Source organism: Citrobacter sp. L55 (assembly GCF_002850715.1).
Classification (GTDB): Bacteria; Pseudomonadota; Gammaproteobacteria; order Enterobacterales; family Enterobacteriaceae; genus Citrobacter; species Citrobacter braakii.
Map to the genome: position 1 here is coordinate 130,427 of NZ_KZ559407.1, position 22,868 is coordinate 153,294.

Below are 22,868 nucleotides of genomic sequence, written 5' to 3' on the forward strand. Positions count from 1 at the left end.
TTACCCCACGAGGATGGTCAGGATTTTTTGCTGCAATGCTTCGATACCCACGCCTGAGACAAAAGGCATGCCGTGAACCACCGGGATATCGCCAAATGTACGGTCAACGCGAGCCGTGGTACAAATGAGGTCTGCGCCGTCCATATAGGTTTCGATTTCTGTTACACGACACTGAACCAGGTCGAGTTGTATATTGTTGGCTTCACAGAGTTCTTTAATTTCTTCCGCAGCCATTGTTGAAGTTGCTACAGCACCGCCACAGGCCACAATTACTTTACGTTTCATAGGGTATTCCTTTTATTATCAGTTTTTTATCAAATCTGGGCACAGAGCTCAGACTCAAGGATTTTTTCCCGAAAGAGCATTGCCAGTTCTGCATCGGGCGCATTCAGTAATGCTTCAATGGTGTTCGGGTTTTGTAGCTCACTAAACAGACGACGCAGGAGCTTCAGTTGTGCCGTCGGGTTCTCAACGATTAAGGCGATAATTAAAGAGACGGCGATCTCTTCATCATCATCCGCTTGTTGAAAGTTGACCGGTGTATCCGGGCGAATCAGATAGATAGCAGGAGATTTAGCATGGACAGCTTCACAATGTGGAATCGCAACGGATGACGTTCCAGCGCTATTCCAGTTGGAAAGGTTGCTTCACGCTCAATCAGGGCCTGCGGGTAACTTTCGTGCACGACCCCTTTGGCCAGCATCTCCTCCCCAATATGTGTCAGCGCATGCTGACACGAGCTAAAGTTAATTCCTGTTCGGACAAAAAGTTGGCTCATATATTCTCCTGATTTCAGGCAAGTGCTGGTGCGCAACCAAAGCGATAGGCGCGCAGAACGTCCTGAATTTTGTCGATAATCAGATTGTGTGGCGTCGCGGTTAACGTTCCTTCAGACAGACGCTCAAATTGCACGGGCATAAACTGGCTAATTAGCCCCAGTGGTAAAGCGACGTCATTAAGATTGGTTATTAATTTCTCTACGCTTTGACGAATGCGGGGATGCGGCCAGTAGTAACGAATACGGTCGGAGAGACTGAAGTGAATATCAACCATCGCCTGACTCCAGGTTGGGCGATAGTATTTTTTCCAGTAGTCCGGTTCATTCAACATAACTTCGTCAATCACTTCCAATACCCGGCTTCTTTGCTCCGGAGATACCAGTTCATTTTCCATTTGCGCAAGGGCAAAAATAGCTTCACGCAGAGCGAAGGTGAGTGCTGGACCCACTTTCAAAATCGCATAGTGATCGCGTACCAGCGCACGGTATGCCTGGCGGGTTTGATAATCTGTGGAATGCGCTTCGTAGACCATTGGGGTCTCTTTGATCCAGGCGGAAAGCGCTTTTGCAGCTTGTGGCTGATAGTGAATAATTTGAGTGTGATCGAATTCGACGCCGGGCTGGACCACAATGGCGATTACGCGCGTTAACGCTTCTTCAAGCCCTAATGCACTGAAGGCAACCTGATGGGTTTCCAGTGTCCGGGCGGCATCTTCTTCACGTGTGACATGAACGCTACCGATGGTGGTGGCTTCTCCACCAGGTACGGGAACTTCAGTGCCAATCACGTAAGTCAGTTGGCGTTTCTGTTCTTCGGTTGCTGTTGATTCTGCTGCCTGGCAAAGTATGGCTGCTCGCTGAGCAACAACCATCGGGTCTAGCGGTGTCGGATCGTCAGCGCAGGACATTGAAGCATCAAGATGGATTTTGCTGAATCCTGCGGCGACGTAAGCTTTAATCAAGGCTACGGATTTCTCCATCGCTTCTGCCGCTACTTCATTTTGCCAGCAGTTAGGGCCGAGGTGATCGCCCCCCAGGATCAGTCTTTCTCGAGGGAAGCCAATTTCTTGTGCGATGCCATAGACAAAATCACGGAAATCGGCGGGTTTCATCCCGGTATAGCCACCAAACTGATTAACCTGATTAGACGTTGCTTCGATCAGAACTTTACTGTCCGTATTGAGATCAAAGCGTAATGCGGATTCAATGACCAACGGATGTGCTGAACAAACAGAACAAATACCTAAATGTTCACCTGCTTTATGACGAGAGATTATTTCTTTCACTTCTATCTCCGATATCTTTTGTTTATCTTCATAATATTTTTGGATTGAAGGCAAAGGGTAAAAGCAGCTTTCGTGATCCAGCTTTAAAACAGACCTTTGCCAGAATTCATACAATTCATATTAATCAGTTACTTATAGTTTTCCTTCGCAACCGCAGTCGGCAATGACTTTACGTACCACTTCTTTCATGGCGGCTTTTGCTGGCATCATGTAATGCCGTGGGTCATTCGCATTGGTATTTGTACTCAGATAGGTTTTGAGTGCGCCAGAAAAGGCGATTTTGAGTTCGGTAGCGACGTTGACTTTGCAGATCCCTAAAGAGATGGCACGCTTAATATCATGTGCTGGCAGGCCGGATGCGCCATGTAGAACCAGTGGAATATCAACGGACTGACGAATTTCTGTTAGCCGTTCAAAATCCAGTTTAGGTTCAGTGCTATACAGTCCATGAGCTGTGCCAATCGCGACCGCCAGTGAGTCGATACCGGTTTTTTCCACGAACTCCCGAGCCTGTTCTGGGTGGGTATAAAGCGCATCTTTTCCGTCCACGATTAGGTCATCTTCTTGTCCACCCAACCGTCCGAGCTCAGCTTCAACGCTAACGTCATAGCGGTGGCAGTAATCCGTTACGTGTTTAACTAACGCAATGTTGTCGACAAACGGCAGATGGGAACCATCGATCATGACGGAGCGAATACCTGTAGCGACTTTCTCTTCAATATCGGTGGCGCTTTCATGGTGATCGAGATGGATGGCGAGAGGATGGTTCCAGCATCTTGCCAGTTCACTGGCGATTGCAACGATATTACCGACACCGGCATAGCTAAAAGTGCCAGGCGTGCCGGCGACGATCAACGGAGAGCGTAGTTCGGCTGCTGTTTCCACGACAACCTGTAAGGTCTCCAGGTTGTGAATGTTAAACGCCGGTACGGCATAGCCTTCTCGCTGTGCCTTCTTCAGCATCATTTTGCTTGAGATGATAAACATACTTCCTCCGAAGTCTTTCGATTGCTTTCTTCGAAATAAAGTATAGGGTTTCGTAACGTTTTTTTGTGATTTCGATCTGATAAATGAAAGTTTCGAAAGAAAAGGGAGGGTTGCGAAAGTATATGGCAAAAAAAAAAGCATGCCCGAAGGCATGCTCATGAAGAAAAAACGTGGATAATCAGGTCACTGGCGCCGGGTTAAACACCGCCAGCTGGTTATGCAGTCCCCATTGATCCGAGAAGGTTTTCTTACGCCCACTGGCGACGTCGAGAATAAACTCGAACAGTTTCAGACCCACGTCTTCAATGGTTTCTTCCCCGGTGGCGATGGTGCCTGCGTTGATGTCCATCAGGTCAAACCAACGGTTGGCCAGCTCGGTACGGGTCGCCATTTTTATCACCGGCACGGCCATCAGGCCGTACGGCGTACCGCGACCGGTGGTGAACACCTGCACGGTGATCCCGGAAGCGACCTGCTGCGTACCGCAGACAAAATCACTGGCGGGTGTAGCCGCGTAAATCAGGCCGCGTTTGGTTGGGCGTTGGCCCGGCGACAAGACTTCGACAATCGCGCTCTTGCCAGACTTGGCAATAGAACCCAGCGCTTTTTCCACCACGTTTGCCAGACCGCCTTTCTTGTTGCCAGGAGAAGGGTTGGCGCTGCGATCCGTTTTGCCCATATCAAGGTAGTTATCGTACCAGGCCATCTCTTCAAGCAGGCGTTTACCTACTTCTTCGTTAATCGCACGTGGGGTCAGAAGATGGATGGCATCGCGCACTTCGGTAACCTCAGAGAACATTACGGTGGCGCCGCAGCGTACTAACAGGTCGGAGGCATAACCGACCGCCGGGTTGGCCGTCACGCCTGAAAACGCATCGCTGCCGCCGCACTGCATGCCGACCACCAGTTCTGACGCCGGGCAGGTTTCACGCTGGCGTTGATTGAGTTTTGCCAGATGGCGTTCGGCCACCTGCAAAATATCGGCAACCATCGATTGAAAGCCAACGTGTTTTTCATCCTGCAGGCTGACGATGCTGGCGCTGTCGACCGGAATACTTTTCACGTCGTGCGTGCCTTCCAGCAGGCGCTCTGGCTGCAGTTTTTCGCAGCCGAGTCCAATGACCATCACTTCACCGCCAAAGTTCGGGTTTAGCGCAATATTGTGAATGGTACGAATCGGCACGATGGCGGCTGGGGCATTAATCGCCACGCCGCAGCCGTACAGGTGATTGAGTCCGACCACGCCGTCAACGTTCGGGTATTTGGGCAGCAGATCGCGCTCAATGATTTTCACCACATAATCCACCACGCCCGCCACGCAGTGCACGCTGGTGGAAATACCGAGCAGATTCTTGGTGCCGACACTACCGTCCGCATTGCGATAACCTTCGAAGGTGTAACCCTCAAGAGGCGGCAGCGGCTCTGGCACTTTGGTTGCCAGCGGCAGCGTCTCCAGCGGCGGGGCCTTGGGTAGCTCAACCATTGATTCATCAATCCAACTGCCGCGTGGGATATCGCGAACGGCATAGCCTATCACTTCGCCATAACGCACGATTTCGCCGCGAACAGGAATATCCAAGAGCGCCACTTTATGTCCCTGGGGAATATGTTCAATGAGTTCCAGTCCGTCTGGAAAACGCGTCCCAGCTTTCAGACCATTGTCATTGACAATTATCGCCACATTATCTGTTTCGTGAACTTTAATATAAAACGCCGTTGGCGATTCTTGTCTGATTTCGATGTCGGCCATTGTCCAGTATTCTCCAACAAGGTGGTGATAATAGTGTGGATATTTATATTTTGAATCTAATTATAAGTAATAAAGATTCGGTATCGTGAAATAAGAATGTCAGGAGTTTATCGCCAAGAATGTGATGATGATCACTTAAACTCAGCAAGGCCGCCCCACCAGGGGTAGCAATACGTAAATGTGTGCATTAGCGCCCATGTATGTGTGCATATGCCCAAAACATTATTTTAATAACGCATGTTTAATGAGCGCTTGCACAATGATTAACGTGGCGCTGCTGATTATACTAAATCACGGTTTCATAGCGTCTGATAAATTATTATGCATTCTTATTATCAGTAATTTATCACCAGGAATATCTACCCAATAATAATAAAAATTTAATGTACCCGAGGTAATTAGAATGATTCTGGATACAGTTGTCGAGAAAAAGAAAGGCACGCACACCCGTTACTTAATATTGCTGATAATATTTATCGTTACAGCCGTTAACTATGCGGACCGTGCAACGCTGTCAATTGCCGGCACGGAAGTGGCGAAAGAGTTACAGCTCAGTGCCATCTCAATGGGGTACATTTTCTCCGCTTTCGGCTGGGCTTACCTGTTAATGCAAATCCCCGGCGGCTGGCTGCTGGATAAGTTCGGTTCTAAGAAAGTCTACACCTACAGCCTGTTCTTCTGGTCGCTGTTTACCTTCCTGCAGGGCTTTGTAGACATGTTCCCGCTGGCCTGGGCGGGTATTTCAATGTTCATCATGCGCTTTATGCTGGGCTTCTCGGAAGCGCCGTCCTTCCCGGCGAATGCCCGTATCGTGGCGGCCTGGTTCCCGACGAAAGAGCGCGGTACGGCGTCCGCAATTTTTAATTCCGCACAGTATTTCTCTCTGGCGCTGTTTTCGCCGCTGCTGGGCTGGCTGACCTTCGCCTGGGGCTGGGAACACGTCTTTACCGTGATGGGCGTGATTGGTTTTGTGCTCACCGGACTGTGGGTAAAGTTTATTCATAACCCAACCGATCACCCGCGTATGTCGCAAGAAGAGCTGAAGTTTATCTCTGAAAACGGCGCGGTCGTGGATATGGACCATAAAAAGCCGGGTGATGTGAAGTCAGGCGGTCCTAAACTGCATTATATCAAGCAGTTGCTCACTAACCGTATGATGCTCGGCGTGTTCTTCGGACAGTATTTTATCAACACAATTACCTGGTTTTTCCTCACCTGGTTCCCGATTTACCTGGTACAGGAAAAAGGCATGTCGATCCTGAAAGTGGGCCTGGTGGCTTCGATTCCTGCGCTGTGCGGATTTGCCGGTGGCGTACTCGGCGGCGTGTTCTCTGATTATCTGATTAAACGTGGCTTCAGCATCACTCTGGCACGTAAGCTGCCGATTGTGCTCGGAATGCTGCTCGCCTCGACCATTATTCTGTGTAACTACACCGATAACACCACCCTGGTGGTGGCGCTGATGGCGCTGGCGTTCTTCGGTAAAGGCTTCGGGGCGCTGGGATGGCCGGTGATTTCCGATACTGCGCCGAAAGAGATTGTCGGTCTGTGCGGTGGGGTATTTAACGTATTTGGCAATGTGGCTTCCATCGTCACCCCGCTGGTGATTGGGTATCTGGTGAGCGAGCTGCACTCATTTAATGCTGCGCTGATGTTTGTAGGGTGCTCGGCGCTGATGGCAATGGTTTGCTACCTGTTTATTGTCGGTGACATTAAACGTATGGAATTGCAGAAATAAACAAAGGTGTAAGCGATGAATAACACGATTTTTCCGAATAAGTTTAAAGCGGCTCTCGCGGCGCAACAGATTCAGATTGGCTGCTGGTCTGCATTAGCCAGCCCAATCAGTACCGAAGTTTTAGGCCTGGCGGGTTTTGACTGGCTGGTGCTGGACGGCGAACACGCGCCGAACGACATATCGACGTTTATCCCGCAATTGATGGCGCTGAAAGGCAGCGCCAGCGCGCCGGTAGTGCGCGTACCGACCAACGAGCCGGTAATTATCAAACGCCTGCTGGATATCGGATTTTACAATTTCCTGATCCCGTTCGTGGAGACGGAAGAAGAGGCGGTGAACGCCGTGGCGTCGACCCGCTATCCGCCGGAAGGTATTCGCGGCGTGTCCGTATCCCATCGCGCCAATATGTTTGGCACCGTACCGGACTACTTTGCGCAGTCGAATAAGAACATCACCATCATCGTGCAGATCGAAAGTCAGCAGGGCGTCGATAACGTTGACGCAATCGCGGCGACAGAAGGCGTCGACGGGGTCTTCGTCGGCCCAAGCGATCTGGCTGCGGCGTTAGGCCACCTCGGCAATGCGTCACACCCTGATGTGCAGAAAGCTATCCAGCACATTTTTGCCCGCGCGAAAGCACACGGCAAACCAAGCGGCATTCTGGCCCCGGTAGAGGCGGATGCGCGTCGTTATCTGGAGTGGGGCGCGACGTTTGTTGCCGTTGGCAGCGATCTTGGCGTGTTCCGTTCAGCCACGCAAAAATTGGCTGATTCTTTTAAGAAATAACCCCCCTCGACAGTAGAGAGAGATAAAGACATGACAATGAAAGTTGGTTTTATTGGCCTCGGTATTATGGGTAAACCAATGAGTAAAAACCTCCTCAAGGCAGGTTACTCGCTGGTGGTTGCTGACCGTAACCCGGAATCCATTGCGGAAGTGATTGCCGCAGGCGCAGAAACCGCCGCCACGGCGAAAGATATTGCCGAGCAGTGCGATGTGATCATCACCATGCTGCCGAATTCTCCGCATGTGAAAGAAGTGGCGCTGGGAGAGGGCGGCATTATTGAAGGGGCGAAACCGGGGACAGTGCTGATCGACATGAGCTCCATCGCGCCGTTAGCCAGCCGTGAAATCAGCGACGCGCTGAAAGCGAAAGGCGTGGATATGCTGGACGCGCCGGTAAGCGGCGGCGAACCGAAAGCCATCGACGGTACTCTGTCGGTGATGGTTGGCGGTGATAAAGCGATTTTTGACAAATATTATGATCTGATGAAAGCGATGGCAGGTTCCGTGGTACATACCGGTGACATCGGCGCGGGTAACGTCACCAAGCTGGCGAATCAGGTGATTGTGGCGCTGAACATTGCGGCGATGTCGGAAGCGCTGACGCTGGCGACCAAAGCGGGCGTAAACCCGGATCTGGTGTATCAGGCGATCCGTGGTGGGCTGGCGGGAAGCACCGTACTGGATGCGAAAGCGCCAATGGTTATGGACAGAAACTTTAAGCCGGGTTTCCGTATCGACCTGCATATTAAAGATCTGGCGAACGCGCTGGATACCTCTCATGGCGTTGGCGCTCAGTTACCGCTGACTGCTGCAGTCATGGAGATGATGCAGGCGCTACGCGCTGATGGGCTGGGCACCGCCGATCATAGCGCACTCGCATGCTACTACGAAAAACTGGCGAAAGTGGAAGTCACTCGCTAACAAGAAGGGCGCGGATGCGCGCCCTGTATTTCTTGCCTTGCGCGGCACTGTCAGGCTACATAACTATGAAAATCGTAATTGCCCCAGACTCTTATAAAGAAAGCCTTTCTGCCACCGAGGTAGCTCAGGCAATAGAAAAAGGATTTCGGGAAATTTTCCCCGATGCGCAATATGTTTCTGTCCCGGTTGCCGATGGCGGTGAAGGAACGGTCGAAGCCATGATTGCCGCTACGCAGGGGAGTGAACATTCGGCGTGGGTGACAGGGCCGCTGGGCGAAAAAGTGAATGCCTGCTGGGGCATGTCTGGAGATGGTAAAACCGCGTTTATCGAAATGGCGGCAGCCAGCGGTCTGGCGTTAGTTCCTCCTGAAAAGCGTAACCCGTTAGTCACCACGTCGCGCGGCACCGGGGAGTTGATTTTGCAGGCGCTGGATAGCGGTGCGCAGAGCATCATTATTGGTATTGGCGGCAGTGCGACCAACGACGGCGGCGCGGGTATGGTGCAGGCGCTGGGGGCGAAACTCTGCGACGCCAACGGGACAGAGATTGGCAACGGTGGTGGAAGCCTGGAGAGTCTGAACACCATCGATATAACGGGCCTGGATCCGCGCTTAAAAACCTGCTCAATTCGCGTGGCCTGCGATGTGACCAATCCACTTACCGGCGATACTGGCGCTTCGCGCATTTTTGGCCCGCAGAAAGGGGCGACGGAAGAACGCATTATCGAACTGGACCGCAATCTGTCTCACTATGCCGACATCATTAAAAAATCGCTGCGGGTTGATGTGAAAGACGTTCCTGGCTCTGGTGCGGCAGGCGGAATGGGCGCCGCGTTAATGGCTTTTTTAGGTGCGGAGTTGCGCAGTGGTATTGAGATTGTGACCCAGGCGCTCAATCTGGAAGAGCATATTCATGACTGTACGCTGGTGGTGACCGGAGAAGGGCGGATTGACAGCCAGAGCATTCACGGCAAAGTGCCGGTGGGGGTGGCGAATGTCGCGAAGAAGTACCACAAGCCGGTAATTGGTATTGGCGGCAGCCTGACGCGCGATGTGGAGGTGGTGCATCAATATGGTATCGATGCGGTGTTTAGCGTATTAACCACCATCAGCACGCTGGAAGAGGCCTTTCGTGGGGCATTTGATAATATTTATCGCGCTTCAAGAAACATCGCCGCCACGTTGGCGATAGGAATGCGCAGTGCGGGGTGACAATGCCCCGCAAACCCTCTATACTGCGCGCCGAAGCTGACCAGACAGTCGCCGCTTCGTCGTCGTCCTCTTCGGGGGAGACGGGCGGAGGGGAGGAAAGTCCGGGCTCCATAGGGCAGGGTGCCAGGTAACGCCTGGGGGGGAAACCCACGACCAGTGCAACAGAGAGCAAACCGCCGATGGCCCACGCAAGTGGGATCAGGTAAGGGTGAAAGGGTGCGGTAAGAGCGCACCGCGCGGCTGGTAACAGTCCGTGGCACGGTAAACTCCACCCGGAGCAAGGCCAAATAGGGGTTCACAAGGTACGGCCCGTACTGAACCCGGGTAGGCTGCTTGAGCCAGTGAGCGATTGCTGGCCTAGATGAATGACTGTCCACGACAGAACCCGGCTTATCGGTCAGCTTCACCTCTTTATAAAAACCCCGCTTCGGCGGGGTTTTTGCTTTGTAGGCAGACTGTCCACGACGCTATACTCAAAAGAACGCGGCTTATCGGTCAGCTTCACCTCTTTATAAAAACCCCGCTTCGGCGAGGTTTTTGCTTTGTAGGCAAGTGAGATGAATGACTGTCCACGACGCTATGCTCAAAAGAATGCGCCTTATCGGTCAACTTCACTCTTTATAAAACCCCCGCCTCGGCGAGGTTTTTGGCTTTATAGACCGGGTAAGACGTTTACACTGCCATCCGGCAGACGTTTTTCCTGTCGTGTTGTAGTTGGTTCACCACGAATCAGGCCTTTATTTCCCATTCATCTCATCGTTATTTTACCTTTATTTACGCGCTGAACTTCTTTTATCTAAGGGAATGTCTCGCGGGATATTTCATTTTTTGTGATGACTAGCACAAAACGCTGCGCGATACGTTTTTATCGAGAATAATCGAACGCAATCGATCGCCATCACAAAATTACTGGCTGATAAATCGTACAAAACTACTGTTAATGCAATGTTGCATTTGATGGTTCTTTGTGTGTTTTGGTTTAAATATTAATAAATGCAATGTTTCTTTACAAACAAATAAGGCTAAAAAACGTGATGCATAACGTTATTTGACCACTATAAACGATAAAATATAATTATATTTGATAAGTTGCTTATTAAATTTAAGCGCTGTTTTGCCTGGTAATTACTCTGTAATTGATTGAAATATAGCCTTTCGTGGTTTTAAGAAATAGCAGGAGAAATGGTGTTGTTATAGCCATAAAAAATCGTTATCCCCCCATCTTTTTTTGATTAAAGTCAGGATAAAGTGAGATCGATATTTCATATCTATATGATTATTAAGTGATTTCAATTTAAATAATAGTCTTACAAAATGTAAGTCAAGGGGATTTGTGAGTGGTAGCACATATCCTCGTTCGCTTAATTTGGTACACTTCCTGCCGTCAACAAAGTAATTAGCGCAGGTCGATATGAATACTATTACACTCCCTAAAACACAGCACTTAGTGGTCTTTCAGGAAGTCATTAGAAGCGGTTCTATCGGCTCAGCTGCAAAAGAATTAGGTTTAACTCAACCGGCTGTCAGCAAAATCATTAATGATGTAGAAGCTTATTTCGGTATTGAGTTAGTCGTACGCAAAAATACTGGTGTGACATTAACTCAGGCAGGTCAGGTTATGCTCTCATGGTCTGAATCTATTACCCGTGAAATGAAGAACATGGTTGATGAGATGAACAGCATGACGAGCAATGCGGTCGTTGATGTGTCGTTTGGCTTTCCTTCACTGATTGCCTTCACCATCATGTCCGGCATGATTAAAAAATTCAAAGAAGTGTTCCCGAAAGCGCAGGTTTCCATGTATGAAGCTCAGCTCTCCTCGTTCTTACCTGCGATTCGTGACGGGCGTCTGGACTTCGCGATCGGTACGCTGAGTGATGAGATGAAACTGCACGATCTGCATGTTGAACCGCTCTTTGAGTCAGACTTCATCCTGGTTGCCAGCAAGTCCCGAACATGCACCGGCATCACCTCGCTGAGCGCGTTGAAAAACGAACAGTGGGTGTTGCCACAAACGAATATGGGGTACTACAGTGAACTTCTAACCACGTTACAAAATAATGGCATCAGCAGTGAAAACATCGTTAAAACAGACTCCGTCGTTACGATTTATAATCTTGTTCTCAATGCTGATTTCTTAACAGTAATTCCCTGCGATATGACCACACCATTTGGCTCAAACCAGTTTATTACTATCCCGGTAGAAGAAACCTTACCCGTCGCGCGTTATGCCGCCGTATGGTCGAAAAATTATCGAATTAAAAAAGCAGCATCTATTTTGGTGGAATTAGCCAAAGAGTATTCATCATATAATTGTCGGAGACGAAGGCAATTAATTGAAATTGATTAAAGATTGAATTTGTTTTAACACGAAATCAACGCCATCTGTCTATTTCTGACAATGGTCACGGCTATCTATTTACTTTAATACCCTAGTAAGAGGTTCTAATGCACATTACATACGATCTCCCAGTTGCAATTGAAGATATCCTCGAAGCGAAAAAAAGACTGGCGGGGAAAATTTATAAAACGGGAATGCCTCGCTCTAACTATTTTAGTGAACGTTGCAAAGGGGAAATTTTCCTCAAGTTTGAAAATATGCAGCGTACCGGTTCATTTAAAATCCGTGGTGCGTTTAACAAGCTCAGTTCATTAACCGAAGCTGAAAGATGTAAGGGCGTGGTGGCTTGCTCTGCAGGTAACCATGCGCAAGGGGTTTCTCTCTCCTGCGCCATGCTCGGAATCGACGGCAAAGTGGTCATGCCGAAAGGCGCGCCGAAGTCTAAAGTTGCTGCAACCTGCGATTATTCCGCAGAGGTTGTGCTGCACGGCGACAACTTCAACGACACCATCGCTAAGGTTAGCGAGATTGTGGAAACTGAAGGCCGTATCTTTATTCCACCATATGATGACCCGAAAGTGATTGCTGGTCAGGGGACTATTGGTCTGGAAATTCTGGAAGATCTGTACGATGTCGATAACGTGATTGTGCCAATTGGCGGTGGCGGACTGATTGCTGGTATTGCGGTGGCAATTAAATCTATTAACCCGACTATTAAAATTATTGGCGTACAGTCTGAAAATGTTCATGGCATGGCGGCTTCTTTCCACGCTGGAGAAATAACCACGCACCGAACGACCGGCACCCTGGCGGATGGTTGTGACGTTTCCCGCCCGGGTACTTTAACGTATGAAATTGTTCGTGAGTTGGTGGATGACATTGTCCTGGTCAGCGAAGATGAAATTCGCAACAGCATGGTGGCATTAATTCAGCGAAATAAAGTTGTGACTGAAGGTGCCGGCGCGCTGGCTTGCGCAGCATTATTAAGCGGGAAATTAGATAGCTATATCCAGAACAGAAAAACAGTCAGCATTATTTCTGGCGGTAATATCGACCTTTCTCGTGTATCTCAAATTACTGGTTTAGTTGACGCTTAATATACTTCGTTGAGGATAGGATATGAGTACTACTGATAGCATTGTATCCAGCCAGACAAAACAGTCGTCCTGGCGCAAATCGGACACCACCTGGACACTGGGTTTATTTGGTACAGCCATCGGCGCCGGGGTGCTGTTCTTCCCTATCCGCGCAGGTTTTGGCGGACTGATCCCCATTCTGATAATGCTGGTGTTAGCATACCCCATCGCCTTCTATTGCCACCGTGCGCTGGCACGCCTGTGTCTTTCCGGTTCTAACCCTTCCGGTAACATCACAGAAACGGTTGAAGAGCACTTTGGTAAAACGGGCGGCGTGGTTATCACGTTCCTCTACTTCTTTGCGATTTGTCCGCTGCTGTGGATTTATGGCGTCACCATTACCAACACCTTTATGACCTTTTGGGAAAACCAGTTGCAGATGCCAGCGTTAAACCGTGGCTTCGTGGCACTGTTCCTGCTGCTGCTGATGGCATTCGTCATCTGGTTTGGTAAGGATCTGATGGTTAAAGTAATGAGCTACCTGGTATGGCCGTTTATTGCCAGCCTGGTGCTGATCTCTCTGTCTCTGATTCCTTACTGGAACTCTGCGGTTATCGATCAGGTTGATCTCAGCAATATCGCTCTGACTGGCCATGACGGCATCCTGGTTACCGTGTGGCTGGGTATTTCCATCATGGTGTTCTCTTTCAACTTCTCACCAATCGTTTCTTCCTTCGTGGTCTCTAAACGTGAAGAGTATGAGAAAGATTACGGTCGCGAATTTACCGAGCAGAAATGTTCAAAAATCATCTCCCGCGCCAGTATGCTGATGGTTGCCGTGGTGATGTTCTTTGCCTTTAGCTGCCTGTTCACGCTCTCTCCGGCAAACATGGCGGATGCGAAAGCGCAGAACATTCCAGTACTGTCTTACCTGGCGAACCACTTCGCTTCACTGTCCGGTTCGAAGTCCACCTTCGCGACCGTTCTGGAGTACGGCGCTTCAATCATCGCACTGGTTGCTATCTTCAAATCTTTCTTCGGCCACTACCTGGGCACGCTGGAAGGTCTGAACGGTCTGGTGCTGAAGTTTGGTTACAAAGGCGATAAAACTAAGGTTTCCGCTGGCAAACTTAATACCATCAGCATGATCTTCATCATGGGCTCAACCTGGGTTGTGGCTTACGCCAACCCGAACATCCTGGACCTGATTGAAGCAATGGGCGCGCCGATTATTGCCTCTCTGCTCTGCCTGCTGCCGATGTATGCCATCCGTAAAGCGCCGTCACTGGCGAAATACCGTGGCCGTCTGGATAACGTGTTTGTTACCGTGATTGGTCTGCTGACTATCCTGAACATTGTCTACAAACTGTTTTAATCCTTAAGCTCAGGATGAGCGGAGTAGTGAAATGAATGAGTTTCCGGTAGTACTGGTTATTAACTGTGGTTCGTCTTCCATTAAATTCTCAGTGCTGGATGCAGCGAACTGTGAAGTTTTAATGGCGGGAATCGCGGACGGTATTAACTCTGAAAATGCGTTCATAGCAATTAATGGAGGAGAGCCAGCTAAGCTGGCTCACCACAGCTACGAAGACGCATTAAAAGCAATCGCCGTTGAACTGGAAAAACGTAATTTAATGGACAGCGTGGCCTTAATTGGCCACCGCATTGCCCACGGTGGAAATATCTTTACCGAATCAGCAATTATTACTGACGACGTTATCGATAATATTCGCCGGGTATCGCCTTTAGCACCGTTACATAATTATGCGAACCTCAGTGGGATTGAATCCGCACAGCACCTTTTCCCAGGCGTGCAGCAGGTTGCGGTATTTGATACCAGCTTCCACCAGACGATGGCCCCAGAGGCCTATCTTTACGGTCTACCGTGGAAATATTTTGAGGAGTTAGGCGTTCGTCGTTATGGCTTCCACGGCACGTCGCACCGCTATGTATCTCAGCGAGCGCATGAGCTTCTTGAGCTGCAGAGTGATGACTCCGGTCTGGTTGTGGCTCACCTGGGGAACGGCGCGTCAATCTGCGCGGTGCGTAACGGGCAGAGCGTTGATACCTCAATGGGCATGACGCCGTTGGAAGGGTTGATGATGGGCACACGCAGCGGTGACGTCGATTTCGGCGCCATGGCGTGGATTGCCAGCGAAACCAACCAGACGCTGAGCGACCTTGAGCGTGTTGTGAATAAAGAGTCCGGTTTACTGGGTATTTCCGGTTTGTCCTCTGACTTACGTACGTTAGAAAAAGCCTGGCACGAGGGACATGAGCGTGCGCAGCTGGCGATTAAAACGTTTGTGCATCGTATCGCGCGCCATATCGCCGGACATGCCGCTTCGCTGCATCGTCTTGATGGGATTATTTTCACCGGTGGAATAGGTGAGAACTCGGTATTAATTCGTCGTCTGGTTATTGAACATCTCGCCGTTTTAGGGGTGAATATCGACAGCGAGATGAATAGCCTGCCAAATTCCCATGGCGAAAGAATTATCTCTAATAAAGATGCTCGTGTTATTTGTGCGGTTATTCCCACAAATGAAGAGAAAATGATTGCGCGTGATGCCATTGCGTTAGGCAAAATTAATATACCAGTAGAATTTGCATAATTAATTTTCAGCAGAGAGATTATTTTTCATGAAGGTAAATATCGATACCAGCGATATGCTGTATGCCGAAGCCTGGAATGGCTTTAAAGGTACGGACTGGAAAGAGGAAATTAATGTCCGTGATTTTATTCAGCACAACTATACGCCTTATGAAGGGGATGAATCTTTCCTCGCCGAAGCAACGCCAGCGACCACTGCATTGTGGGAAAAAGTCATGGCGGGCATCCGTATTGAAAACTCGACGCACGCGCCGGTTGATTTCGATACCAATATTGCCACCACGATAACCGCACATGATGCGGGTTATATTGAACAAGAACTGGAAAAAATCGTTGGTCTGCAAACGGATAAGCCGCTCAAGCGTGCTCTGCATCCGTTTGGCGGCATCAACATGATCAAAAGCTCTTTTGATGCTTATGGTCGTGAGATGGATGCTGATTTTGAATACCAGTTTACTGAACTGCGTAAAACCCATAACCAGGGCGTATTCGACGCCTACTCTCCGGATATGCTGCGCTGCCGTAAATCCGGCGTGCTGACCGGTCTGCCGGACGGCTATGGCCGTGGTCGTATCATCGGCGACTATCGCCGCGTCGCGCTGTACGGTATCCGCTACCTGGTACGCGAGCGTGAACTGCAGTTTGCCGATCTCCAGTCGAACCTGGAGTGGGGCCAGAATCTTGAAGCCACGATTCGCCTGCGCGAAGAGCTGTCTGAGCACCGTCGCGCCCTGCTGCAGATGCAGGAAATGGCAGCGAAGTACGGCTGCGATATCTCCCGCCCGGCGCGTAATGCGCAGGAAGCGGTGCAGTGGGTTTACTTTGCTTACCTGGCTGCGGTGAAATCTCAGAACGGCGGCGCAATGTCGCTGGGCCGTACCGCATCGTTCCTCGACATCTACATTGAGCGCGATTTCAAAGCGGGAATTTTAAACGAGCAGCAGGCGCAGGAGCTGATCGACCACTTCATTATGAAGATCCGTATGGTGCGCTTCCTGCGTACGCCGGAATTCGACACCCTGTTCTCAGGCGACCCTATCTGGGCGACTGAAGTTATCGGCGGCATGGGGCTGGATGGCCGCACGCTGGTAACGAAAAACTCGTTCCGCTACCTGCATACGCTGCACACCATGGGACCGGCGCCTGAGCCGAACCTGACGGTGCTGTGGTCTGAAGCGCTGCCGATTGCCTTCAAAAAGTACGCCGCCCAGGTGTCTATCATCACCTCGTCTTTGCAGTATGAAAACGACGATTTGATGCGTGCCGACTTTGACAGCGATGACTATGCCATTGCCTGCTGCGTAAGCCCGATGGTTATCGGCAAACAAATGCAGTTCTTCGGTGCGCGTGCCAACCTCGCCAAAACGTTGCTGTACGCAATCAACGGCGGCGTGGATGAGAAGCTGAAAATTCAGGTTGGGCCGAAAACGGCACCGCTGATGGATGACGTGCTGGATTACGATACGGTGATGGAGAGCCTGGACCACTTTATGGACTGGCTGGCCGTGCAGTACATCAGCGCGCTGAACATCATCCACTATATGCACGACAAGTACAGCTATGAAGCTTCGCTGATGGCGCTGCACGATCGTGATGTCTATCGCACGATGGCTTGTGGTATGGCGGGTCTGTCCGTGGCGGCGGATTCTCTGTCGGCTATCAAATACGCCCGCGTGAAACCGATTCGTGATGAAAACGGTCTGGCTGTCGATTTCGAAATCGAAGGCGACTATCCGCAATACGGCAACAACGACGAGCGAGTAGACAGCATTGCCTGCGACCTGGTTGAACGCTTCATGAAGAAAATTAAGGTGTTGCCAACCTACCGTAATGCGGTGCCGACGCAGTCCATCCTGACCATCACCTCCAACGTGGTGTACGGACAGAAAACCGGTAACACGCCGGACGGACGTCGCGCAGGTACGCCGTTTGCACCAGGGGCTAACCCGATGCACGGTCGCGATCGTAAAGGCGCGGTTGCGTCGTTAACCTCGGTGGCCAAACTGCCGTTTACCTATGCCAAAGACGGCATCTCGTACACCTTCTCCATTGTGCCGGCTGCACTGGGCAAAGAAGATGGGGTGCGTAAAACCAACCTGGTTGGTCTGCTGGACGGTTACTTCCACCATGAAGCGCATGTGGAAGGTGGGCAGCATCTGAACGTTAACGTTATGAACCGTGAAATGTTGATGGATGCTATTGAGCACCCGGAAAACTATCCAAACCTGACGATCCGCGTGTCTGGCTATGCGGTGCGCTTCAACGCGTTGACCCGTGAACAGCAGCAGGATGTTATTTCACGCACTTTCACCCAGGCGCTCTGACGCCGGAGGGATTATGAGAAAAGTTATTGCAACCGAATGTGCGCCAGGGGCGATTGGGCCTTACGTACAGGGCGTGGATCTGGGCAGCATGGTGTTGACGTCAGGTCAAATCCCGGTGTGTCCACAGACCGGTGAAGTGGCAGAAAACGTGGCCGATCAGGCACGTCAAAGCCTGGAAAACGTGAAAGCGATCGTCGAGTCCGCAGGTTTGAAAGTGAGCGATATCGTGAAGACTACCGTTTTCGTATCCGACCTGAACGACTTCGCCACCATTAACCAGGTGTACCAGCAGTTCTTTGATGAGCATCAGGCTATCTACCCCACGCGCAGTTGCGTACAGGTCGCCCGCTTACCAAAGGATGTGAAGCTGGAGATTGAAGCCATCGCCGTACGTGGCGACACGCTGTAATCCCTTGCGGGGCGATCTCAGGATCGCCCCAATCCTTAATGAGTGTGAAACCTGGTCTTCACTGAACGGCAATCCGAGGGTGTGGATATGATTAGCGCATTCGATATTTTCAAGATTGGCATTGGACCTTCCAGCTCCCATACCGTGGGGCCAATGAACGCAGGTAAAAGCTTTATCGATTTGTTGGTCAGCAGCGGAGAACTCCGCAGAACCACGCATATTGTGGTCGATCTTTACGGATCGCTTTCCCTGACCGGGAAAGGTCATGCGACAGATGTCGCGATCATGATGGGGCTGGCCGGTAACAGTCCGCAAAACGTTAATATAGACTCAATCGCTGGTTTTACTCAGGAAGTGGCCCGTACCGGACGTTTGCCGGTTGCTGAGGGCACGCATGTTGTCGATTTCTCTCCAGATGAAAATATTCTCTTTCATACCGAAACCCTGCCACGCCATGAAAATGGCATGCGTATCACCGCGTGGAACGGCACCGAGAGGCTATTAAGCAAAACTTATTACTCCGTCGGCGGTGGTTTTATCATTGAAGAGGAGCAATTTGGGCAGGTGCATGATGTTGAAGCACACGTGCCCTACAATTTTCATTCCGCCAGCGAACTGCTGAAACTGTGCGAGCGCAATGGGCTGTCTGTTTCCGGCTTGATGATGCAAAACGAGCTGGCGATGCGCAGCAAAGAGGAAATCGATGCTGGCTTTGCCGCCATTTGGGACGTCATGCACGCCGGGATTGAGCGCGGCATGAACACCGAAGGCGTCCTGCCGGGGCCGCTTAACGTTCCGCGTCGCGCCGTGGCGTTACGTCGGTTGCTGGTTTCCAGCGATAATCTGTCCAGCGACCCGATGAACGTTATTGACTGGATCAACATGTTCGCGCTGGCCGTGAGCGAAGAAAACGCCGCCGGGTGCCGGGTTGTGACGGCGCCGACCAACGGTGCATGTGGGATTATTCCCGCCGTATTGGCCTATTACGACAAGTTCCGCCGTCCGGTGAATGCGAACTCCATTGCCCGCTATTTGCTGGCCGCGGGGGCGATAGGCGCGCTGTATAAGATGAACGCCTCTATTTCTGGTGCTGAGGTGGGCTGCCAGGGTGAGATTGGCGTAGCCTGTTCAATGGCGGCTGCCGGGCTGACAGAACTGCTGGGCGGTAGCCCGTCGCAGGTCTGCATTGCAGCGGAAATCGCCATGGAGCATAACCTGGGGCTGACCTGCGATCCGGTAGCCGGACAGGTGCAAATACCGTGCATTGAACGTAATGCGATCAACGCAGTAAAAGCCGTCAACGCCGCGCGCATGGCGCTACGTCGAACGTCAGAACCACGCGTTTCGCTCGATAAAGTGATCGAGACCATGTATGAAACGGGCAAAGATATGAACGACAAATACCGTGAAACCTCACGCGGTGGGCTGGCAATTAAAGTGGTTTGTACCTGAGGTGAAAAGCCGTGCCTGGTAAGCGCAGCGCTATCCAGCAATAAATTATTCAATATGGCATGATAAAAAAGGTGCACGTTAGTGCGCCTTTTTTGTTGTGATCTGCTTCAAATATAGAAATTCAATTCTTTATATTGAAATAAAAGAGAAAATATTTCTTAACTTTTAGAAATTACAGGGGTTTGTTTGTGAAGTTTTTCTCTGATCCTGCGCGTATGATTTCCTCATTACTCCAATAGCTCACCTGCACCGTAGTACTGCGTATCGCATTGAGGCAGTACGAAAAAAATATAAAAACCTCTACCTACACATTGAGCGGAAAATTATGGAAACGGCAACGAATAACAGCGTAATACTCGACGCATCTGCTCCGGCACGTCGGGCGGGAATGACCGAAAGTGAATGGCGTGAAGCCATTAAATTCGACAGCATGGACACCGGCTGGGTCATTATGAGTATCGGTATGGCAATTGGTGCGGGGATTGTTTTTCTTCCCGTCCAGGTGGGTTTGATGGGGCTGTGGGTGTTTTTGCTCTCCTCTATCATTGGCTATCCAGCCATGTATCTGTTCCAGCGTCTGTTTATTAATACGCTGGCTGAGTCCCCTGAGTGTAAAGACTACCCGAGCGTGATCAGCGGCTATCTGGGTAAGAACTGGGGCATCCTGTTAGGTGCGTTGTATTTTGTGATGCTGGTTATCTGGATGTTCGTCTATTCCACCGCCATCACCAACGATAGCGCCTCCTACCTGCATACTTTTGGTGTTACTGAAGGGTTACTGTCCGACAGCCCGTTCTATGGCCTGGTGCTGATTTGCATCCTGGTGGCTATCTCGTCCCGCGGGGAAAAACTGCTGTTTAAAATCTCCACCGGTATGGTACTGACCAAGCTGCTGGTGGTGGCGGCGCTTGGCGTGTCGATGGTTGGGATGTGGCATTTATATAACGTAGGTTCACTGCCGCCGATGGCGCTGCTGATCAAAAACGCGATTATCACGCTGCCGTTTACCCTGACCTCGATTCTGTTTATTCAGACCTTAAGCCCGATGGTTATCTCCTATCGTTCTCGCAATAAATCCATTGAAGTGGCACGCCATAAAGCCCTGCGAGCCATGAATATTGCGTTCGGTATTCTGTTTGTGACCGTCTTTTTCTACGCCGTTTCCTTCACGCTGGCGATGGGCCATGACGAAGCGGTTAAAGCTTATGAGCAGAACATTTCCGCTCTGGCGATTGCCGCGCAGTTTATCAGCGGCGCGGGTGCTGGCTGGGTGAAAATCGTCAGCGTTATTCTGAACATCTTTGCCGTAATGACCGCTTTCTTCGGCGTTTACTTAGGGTTCCGTGAAGCCACTCAAGGGATCGTGATGAACGTGCTGCGCCGCAAAATGCCAGCCGAGAAAATCAATGAGACCCTGGTTCAGCGCGGCATTATGGTTTTCGCTATCCTGCTGGCGTGGGGAGCCATTGTGCTCAATGCGCCGGTACTGAGCTTCACTTCTATTTGTAGCCCTATCTTCGGCATGGTGGGATGTCTGATCCCGGCCTGGTTGGTCTACAAAGTTCCTGCACTGCACAAATACAAAGGCGCTTCCCTGTATCTGATTATTGTCACGGGCCTGCTGCTGTGCGTTTCTCCGTTCCTGGCATTTTCCTGAGATATCTGAGCAAAGGTTGTTGTTATGTTTGAGACTACATTGAATCCATTATGGGATAGTTTTATCCGCGCGGTGCAGGAAGAAGTTAAGCCTGCGCTGGGCTGCACGGAACCTATCTCTCTGGCTCTGGCGGCAGCGGTCGCCTCCTCTGAGCTGGACGGCGCGGTTGAACGCATTGATGCGTGGGTCTCACCGAACCTGATGAAAAACGGCATGGGCGTTACCGTGCCGGGTACCGGAATGGTTGGGCTGCCTGTCGCGGCGGCACTGGGTGCGCTGGGGGGAAATGCCCACGCCGGTTTAGAGGTACTGAAAGACGCCTCGCCTCAAGCGATTGCCGATGCGAAAGCGATGCTTACCGCCGGGAAGGTCGCGGTGATGCTGCAGGAGCCATGCGAGGACATTCTCTTCTCCCGTGCGAAGGTTTATAGCGCTGAGGGATGGGCGTGCGTGACGATTGTTGGTGGTCATACCAACATTGTGCACATTGAGACCAATAAGGGCGTGGTGTTCACGACAGAACAGAACGCTCAGGAAGAGGAGCAGGAGTCACCGTTGGCGGTATTGTCCCACACGTCGCTGGAAGAGATTCTGGCGTTCGTGAACGCGGTACCGTTTGAGTCAATCCGCTTTATTCTCGATGCGGCAAAACTGAACGGTGCGCTTTCCCAGGAAGGGCTGCGCGGTAACTGGGGCTTGCACATCGGAACCACGCTTGAGAAGCAGTGCGCGCGTGGCCTGCTGGCGAACGATCTCTCCACCTCTATTCTGATCCGCACCAGTGCGGCATCGGATGCGCGAATGGGCGGGGCGACGCTTCCGGCAATGAGCAACTCGGGCTCCGGTAATCAGGGGATTACCGCGACCGTTCCGGTAATGGTGGTGGCTGAGCACTTTGGTGCGGATGAAGAGAAACTGGCGCGTGCGCTGATGTTGTCTCACCTGAGCGCTATCTACATCCATCATCAGCTTCCGCGTTTGTCTGCACTGTGTGCGGCAACCACGGCGGCGATGGGCGCCGCGGCGGGGATGGCGTGGATTGTTGATGGTCGCTACAACACCATCGCGATGGCAATCAGCAGCATGATTGGCGACGTGAGCGGAATGATTTGCGATGGTGCCTCAAACAGCTGCGCGATGAAAGTTTCAACCAGCGCATCTGCGGCGTGGAAAGCGGTGCTGATGGCGCTGGATGACACCGCAGTGACCGGCAATGAAGGGATTGTGGCGCACAACGTGGAGCAATCGATCACGAACCTGTGTGCGCTGGCATGTCGCTCGATGCAGGAAACCGACAAGCAGATCATTGAGATCATGGCCAGTAAGGCACATTAATCTGCAGGCCGGGTAAGGCGGAATCGCCCCCGGCATAACTCTAAGCCGCCTTTTCAGGCGGCTTCTTCGTCTTCCAGACGTAGCTCGGCATCCGCCACAATCGCTTCCAGCTCTGTCAGCATTTCTTCATAGCCGAAGGTCACAGTATCCTGTTTTTTCGGCTCAACCTGCGGCTGGCGTTTTTTTGATGATTTCTTGCTCAA

General features: G+C 51.0%; 18 protein-coding genes, 1 other RNA gene and 1 pseudogene. 14 read left to right on the forward strand and 6 right to left on the reverse strand.

Going from position 1 to position 22,868, the window contains the following annotated elements:
• The 5 genes and pseudogenes from gatB to garD form a co-directional block, all read right to left on the reverse strand.
• Entirely contained in the window at positions 1–285 is a 285-nt protein-coding gene (gatB, locus tag B9P82_RS18370) for a PTS galactitol transporter subunit IIB (protein WP_003828616.1), read from the reverse strand.
• Between the two features lie 29 nt (positions 286–314).
• A pseudogene (gene gatA / locus B9P82_RS18375) lies at positions 315–778 on the reverse strand (PTS galactitol transporter subunit IIA).
• 14 nt (positions 779–792) lie between these two features.
• Positions 793–2,064: a tagatose-bisphosphate aldolase subunit GatZ gene (gatZ, locus tag B9P82_RS18380; RefSeq protein WP_016154646.1), complete on the reverse strand. Its 1,272-nt coding sequence runs from the start codon at positions 2,062–2,064 to the stop codon at positions 793–795.
• A 132-nt stretch (positions 2,065–2,196) separates the two neighbouring features.
• Entirely contained in the window at positions 2,197–3,051 is an 855-nt protein-coding gene (locus tag B9P82_RS18385; protein WP_047358513.1) for a tagatose bisphosphate family class II aldolase, read from the reverse strand.
• A gap of 178 nt (positions 3,052–3,229) precedes the next feature.
• Positions 3,230–4,801, reverse strand: coding sequence for a galactarate dehydratase (garD, locus tag B9P82_RS18390; protein WP_016154637.1), 1,572 nt, complete (start codon positions 4,799–4,801; stop codon positions 3,230–3,232).
• A 403-nt stretch (positions 4,802–5,204) separates the two neighbouring features.
• Here garD and garP point away from each other — a divergent pair, with 403 nt between their 5' ends.
• The 14 genes from garP to B9P82_RS18465 all read left to right on the forward strand — a co-directional run bounded on the left by garP (position 5,205) and on the right by B9P82_RS18465 (position 22,665).
• Positions 5,205–6,539, forward strand: coding sequence for a galactarate/glucarate/glycerate transporter GarP (gene garP / locus B9P82_RS18400; protein ID WP_003024898.1), 1,335 nt, complete (start codon positions 5,205–5,207; stop codon positions 6,537–6,539).
• A 15-nt stretch (positions 6,540–6,554) separates the two neighbouring features.
• Positions 6,555–7,325 (forward strand): 2-dehydro-3-deoxyglucarate aldolase, encoded by a 771-nt coding sequence (gene garL, locus B9P82_RS18405; RefSeq protein WP_005131731.1) that lies wholly within the window; start codon positions 6,555–6,557, stop codon positions 7,323–7,325.
• Between the two features lie 30 nt (positions 7,326–7,355).
• Positions 7,356–8,246: a 2-hydroxy-3-oxopropionate reductase gene (garR, locus tag B9P82_RS18410; protein WP_016154635.1), complete on the forward strand. Its 891-nt coding sequence runs from the start codon at positions 7,356–7,358 to the stop codon at positions 8,244–8,246.
• A gap of 65 nt (positions 8,247–8,311) precedes the next feature.
• Entirely contained in the window at positions 8,312–9,457 is a 1,146-nt protein-coding gene (garK, locus tag B9P82_RS18415; protein WP_047358544.1) for a glycerate 2-kinase, read from the forward strand.
• Positions 9,458–9,489: 32 nt separating this feature from the next.
• Positions 9,490–9,866: RNase P RNA component class A (gene rnpB / locus B9P82_RS18420), an RNA gene on the forward strand.
• A gap of 1,002 nt (positions 9,867–10,868) precedes the next feature.
• On the forward strand, positions 10,869–11,807 hold the full coding sequence (tdcA, locus tag B9P82_RS18425; RefSeq protein ID WP_003828596.1) for a transcriptional regulator TdcA: 939 nt from the start codon (positions 10,869–10,871) through the stop codon (positions 11,805–11,807).
• Positions 11,808–11,905: 98 nt separating this feature from the next.
• Entirely contained in the window at positions 11,906–12,895 is a 990-nt protein-coding gene (tdcB, locus tag B9P82_RS18430; protein ID WP_003828594.1) for a bifunctional threonine ammonia-lyase/L-serine ammonia-lyase TdcB, read from the forward strand.
• Between the two features lie 22 nt (positions 12,896–12,917).
• On the forward strand, positions 12,918–14,249 hold the full coding sequence (gene tdcC / locus B9P82_RS18435; RefSeq protein ID WP_016154633.1) for a threonine/serine transporter TdcC: 1,332 nt from the start codon (positions 12,918–12,920) through the stop codon (positions 14,247–14,249).
• A gap of 31 nt (positions 14,250–14,280) precedes the next feature.
• Positions 14,281–15,489, forward strand: coding sequence for a propionate kinase (gene tdcD / locus B9P82_RS18440; protein ID WP_016154632.1), 1,209 nt, complete (start codon positions 14,281–14,283; stop codon positions 15,487–15,489).
• Positions 15,490–15,517: 28 nt separating this feature from the next.
• Entirely contained in the window at positions 15,518–17,812 is a 2,295-nt protein-coding gene (pflB, locus tag B9P82_RS18445; RefSeq protein WP_016154631.1) for a formate C-acetyltransferase, read from the forward strand.
• 13 nt (positions 17,813–17,825) lie between these two features.
• The gene (locus B9P82_RS18450; protein ID WP_016157544.1) at positions 17,826–18,221 is read left to right on the forward strand and encodes an enamine/imine deaminase; all 396 of its coding nucleotides are present in this window, start codon (positions 17,826–17,828) and stop codon (positions 18,219–18,221) included.
• 87 nt (positions 18,222–18,308) lie between these two features.
• A complete protein-coding gene (gene tdcG, locus B9P82_RS18455) occupies positions 18,309–19,673 on the forward strand; it encodes an L-serine ammonia-lyase (protein ID WP_047358951.1) in 1,365 nt (454 codons plus the stop codon).
• A gap of 325 nt (positions 19,674–19,998) precedes the next feature.
• The gene (locus B9P82_RS18460) at positions 19,999–21,330 is read left to right on the forward strand and encodes an SLC5/6 family protein (protein WP_016157542.1); all 1,332 of its coding nucleotides are present in this window, start codon (positions 19,999–20,001) and stop codon (positions 21,328–21,330) included.
• Between the two features lie 24 nt (positions 21,331–21,354).
• The gene (locus tag B9P82_RS18465; protein WP_016154627.1) at positions 21,355–22,665 is read left to right on the forward strand and encodes an L-cysteine desulfidase family protein; all 1,311 of its coding nucleotides are present in this window, start codon (positions 21,355–21,357) and stop codon (positions 22,663–22,665) included.
• Between the two features lie 53 nt (positions 22,666–22,718).
• Here the strand turns inward: B9P82_RS18465 and B9P82_RS18470 are convergent, their stop codons facing one another.
• Positions 22,719–22,868, reverse strand: coding sequence for a hypothetical protein (locus B9P82_RS18470; RefSeq protein ID WP_016157540.1), 150 nt, complete (start codon positions 22,866–22,868; stop codon positions 22,719–22,721).

Excerpts from the sequence above, each read along its gene's own strand:
- garR (WP_016154635.1), top strand. The coding sequence starts at position 7,356 with ATGACAATGAAAGTTGGTTTTATTGGCCTCGGTATTATGGGTAAACCA.
- gatB (WP_003828616.1), bottom strand. The coding sequence starts at position 285 with ATGAAACGTAAAGTAATTGTGGCCTGTGGCGGTGCTGTAGCAACTTCA.
- B9P82_RS18460 (WP_016157542.1), top strand. The coding sequence starts at position 19,999 with ATGGAAACGGCAACGAATAACAGCGTAATACTCGACGCATCTGCTCCG.
- tdcB (WP_003828594.1), top strand. The coding sequence starts at position 11,906 with ATGCACATTACATACGATCTCCCAGTTGCAATTGAAGATATCCTCGAA.
- garP (WP_003024898.1), top strand. The coding sequence starts at position 5,205 with ATGATTCTGGATACAGTTGTCGAGAAAAAGAAAGGCACGCACACCCGT.
- tdcD (WP_016154632.1), top strand. The coding sequence starts at position 14,281 with ATGAATGAGTTTCCGGTAGTACTGGTTATTAACTGTGGTTCGTCTTCC.
- tdcG (WP_047358951.1), top strand. The coding sequence starts at position 18,309 with ATGATTAGCGCATTCGATATTTTCAAGATTGGCATTGGACCTTCCAGC.
- garL (WP_005131731.1), top strand. The coding sequence starts at position 6,555 with ATGAATAACACGATTTTTCCGAATAAGTTTAAAGCGGCTCTCGCGGCG.
- B9P82_RS18385 (WP_047358513.1), bottom strand. The coding sequence starts at position 3,051 with ATGTTTATCATCTCAAGCAAAATGATGCTGAAGAAGGCACAGCGAGAA.
- B9P82_RS18450 (WP_016157544.1), top strand. The coding sequence starts at position 17,826 with ATGAGAAAAGTTATTGCAACCGAATGTGCGCCAGGGGCGATTGGGCCT.
- tdcA (WP_003828596.1), top strand. The coding sequence starts at position 10,869 with ATGAATACTATTACACTCCCTAAAACACAGCACTTAGTGGTCTTTCAG.
- pflB (WP_016154631.1), top strand. The coding sequence starts at position 15,518 with ATGAAGGTAAATATCGATACCAGCGATATGCTGTATGCCGAAGCCTGG.
- garK (WP_047358544.1), top strand. The coding sequence starts at position 8,312 with ATGAAAATCGTAATTGCCCCAGACTCTTATAAAGAAAGCCTTTCTGCC.
- B9P82_RS18465 (WP_016154627.1), top strand. The coding sequence starts at position 21,355 with ATGTTTGAGACTACATTGAATCCATTATGGGATAGTTTTATCCGCGCG.
- tdcC (WP_016154633.1), top strand. The coding sequence starts at position 12,918 with ATGAGTACTACTGATAGCATTGTATCCAGCCAGACAAAACAGTCGTCC.
- garD (WP_016154637.1), bottom strand. The coding sequence starts at position 4,801 with ATGGCCGACATCGAAATCAGACAAGAATCGCCAACGGCGTTTTATATT.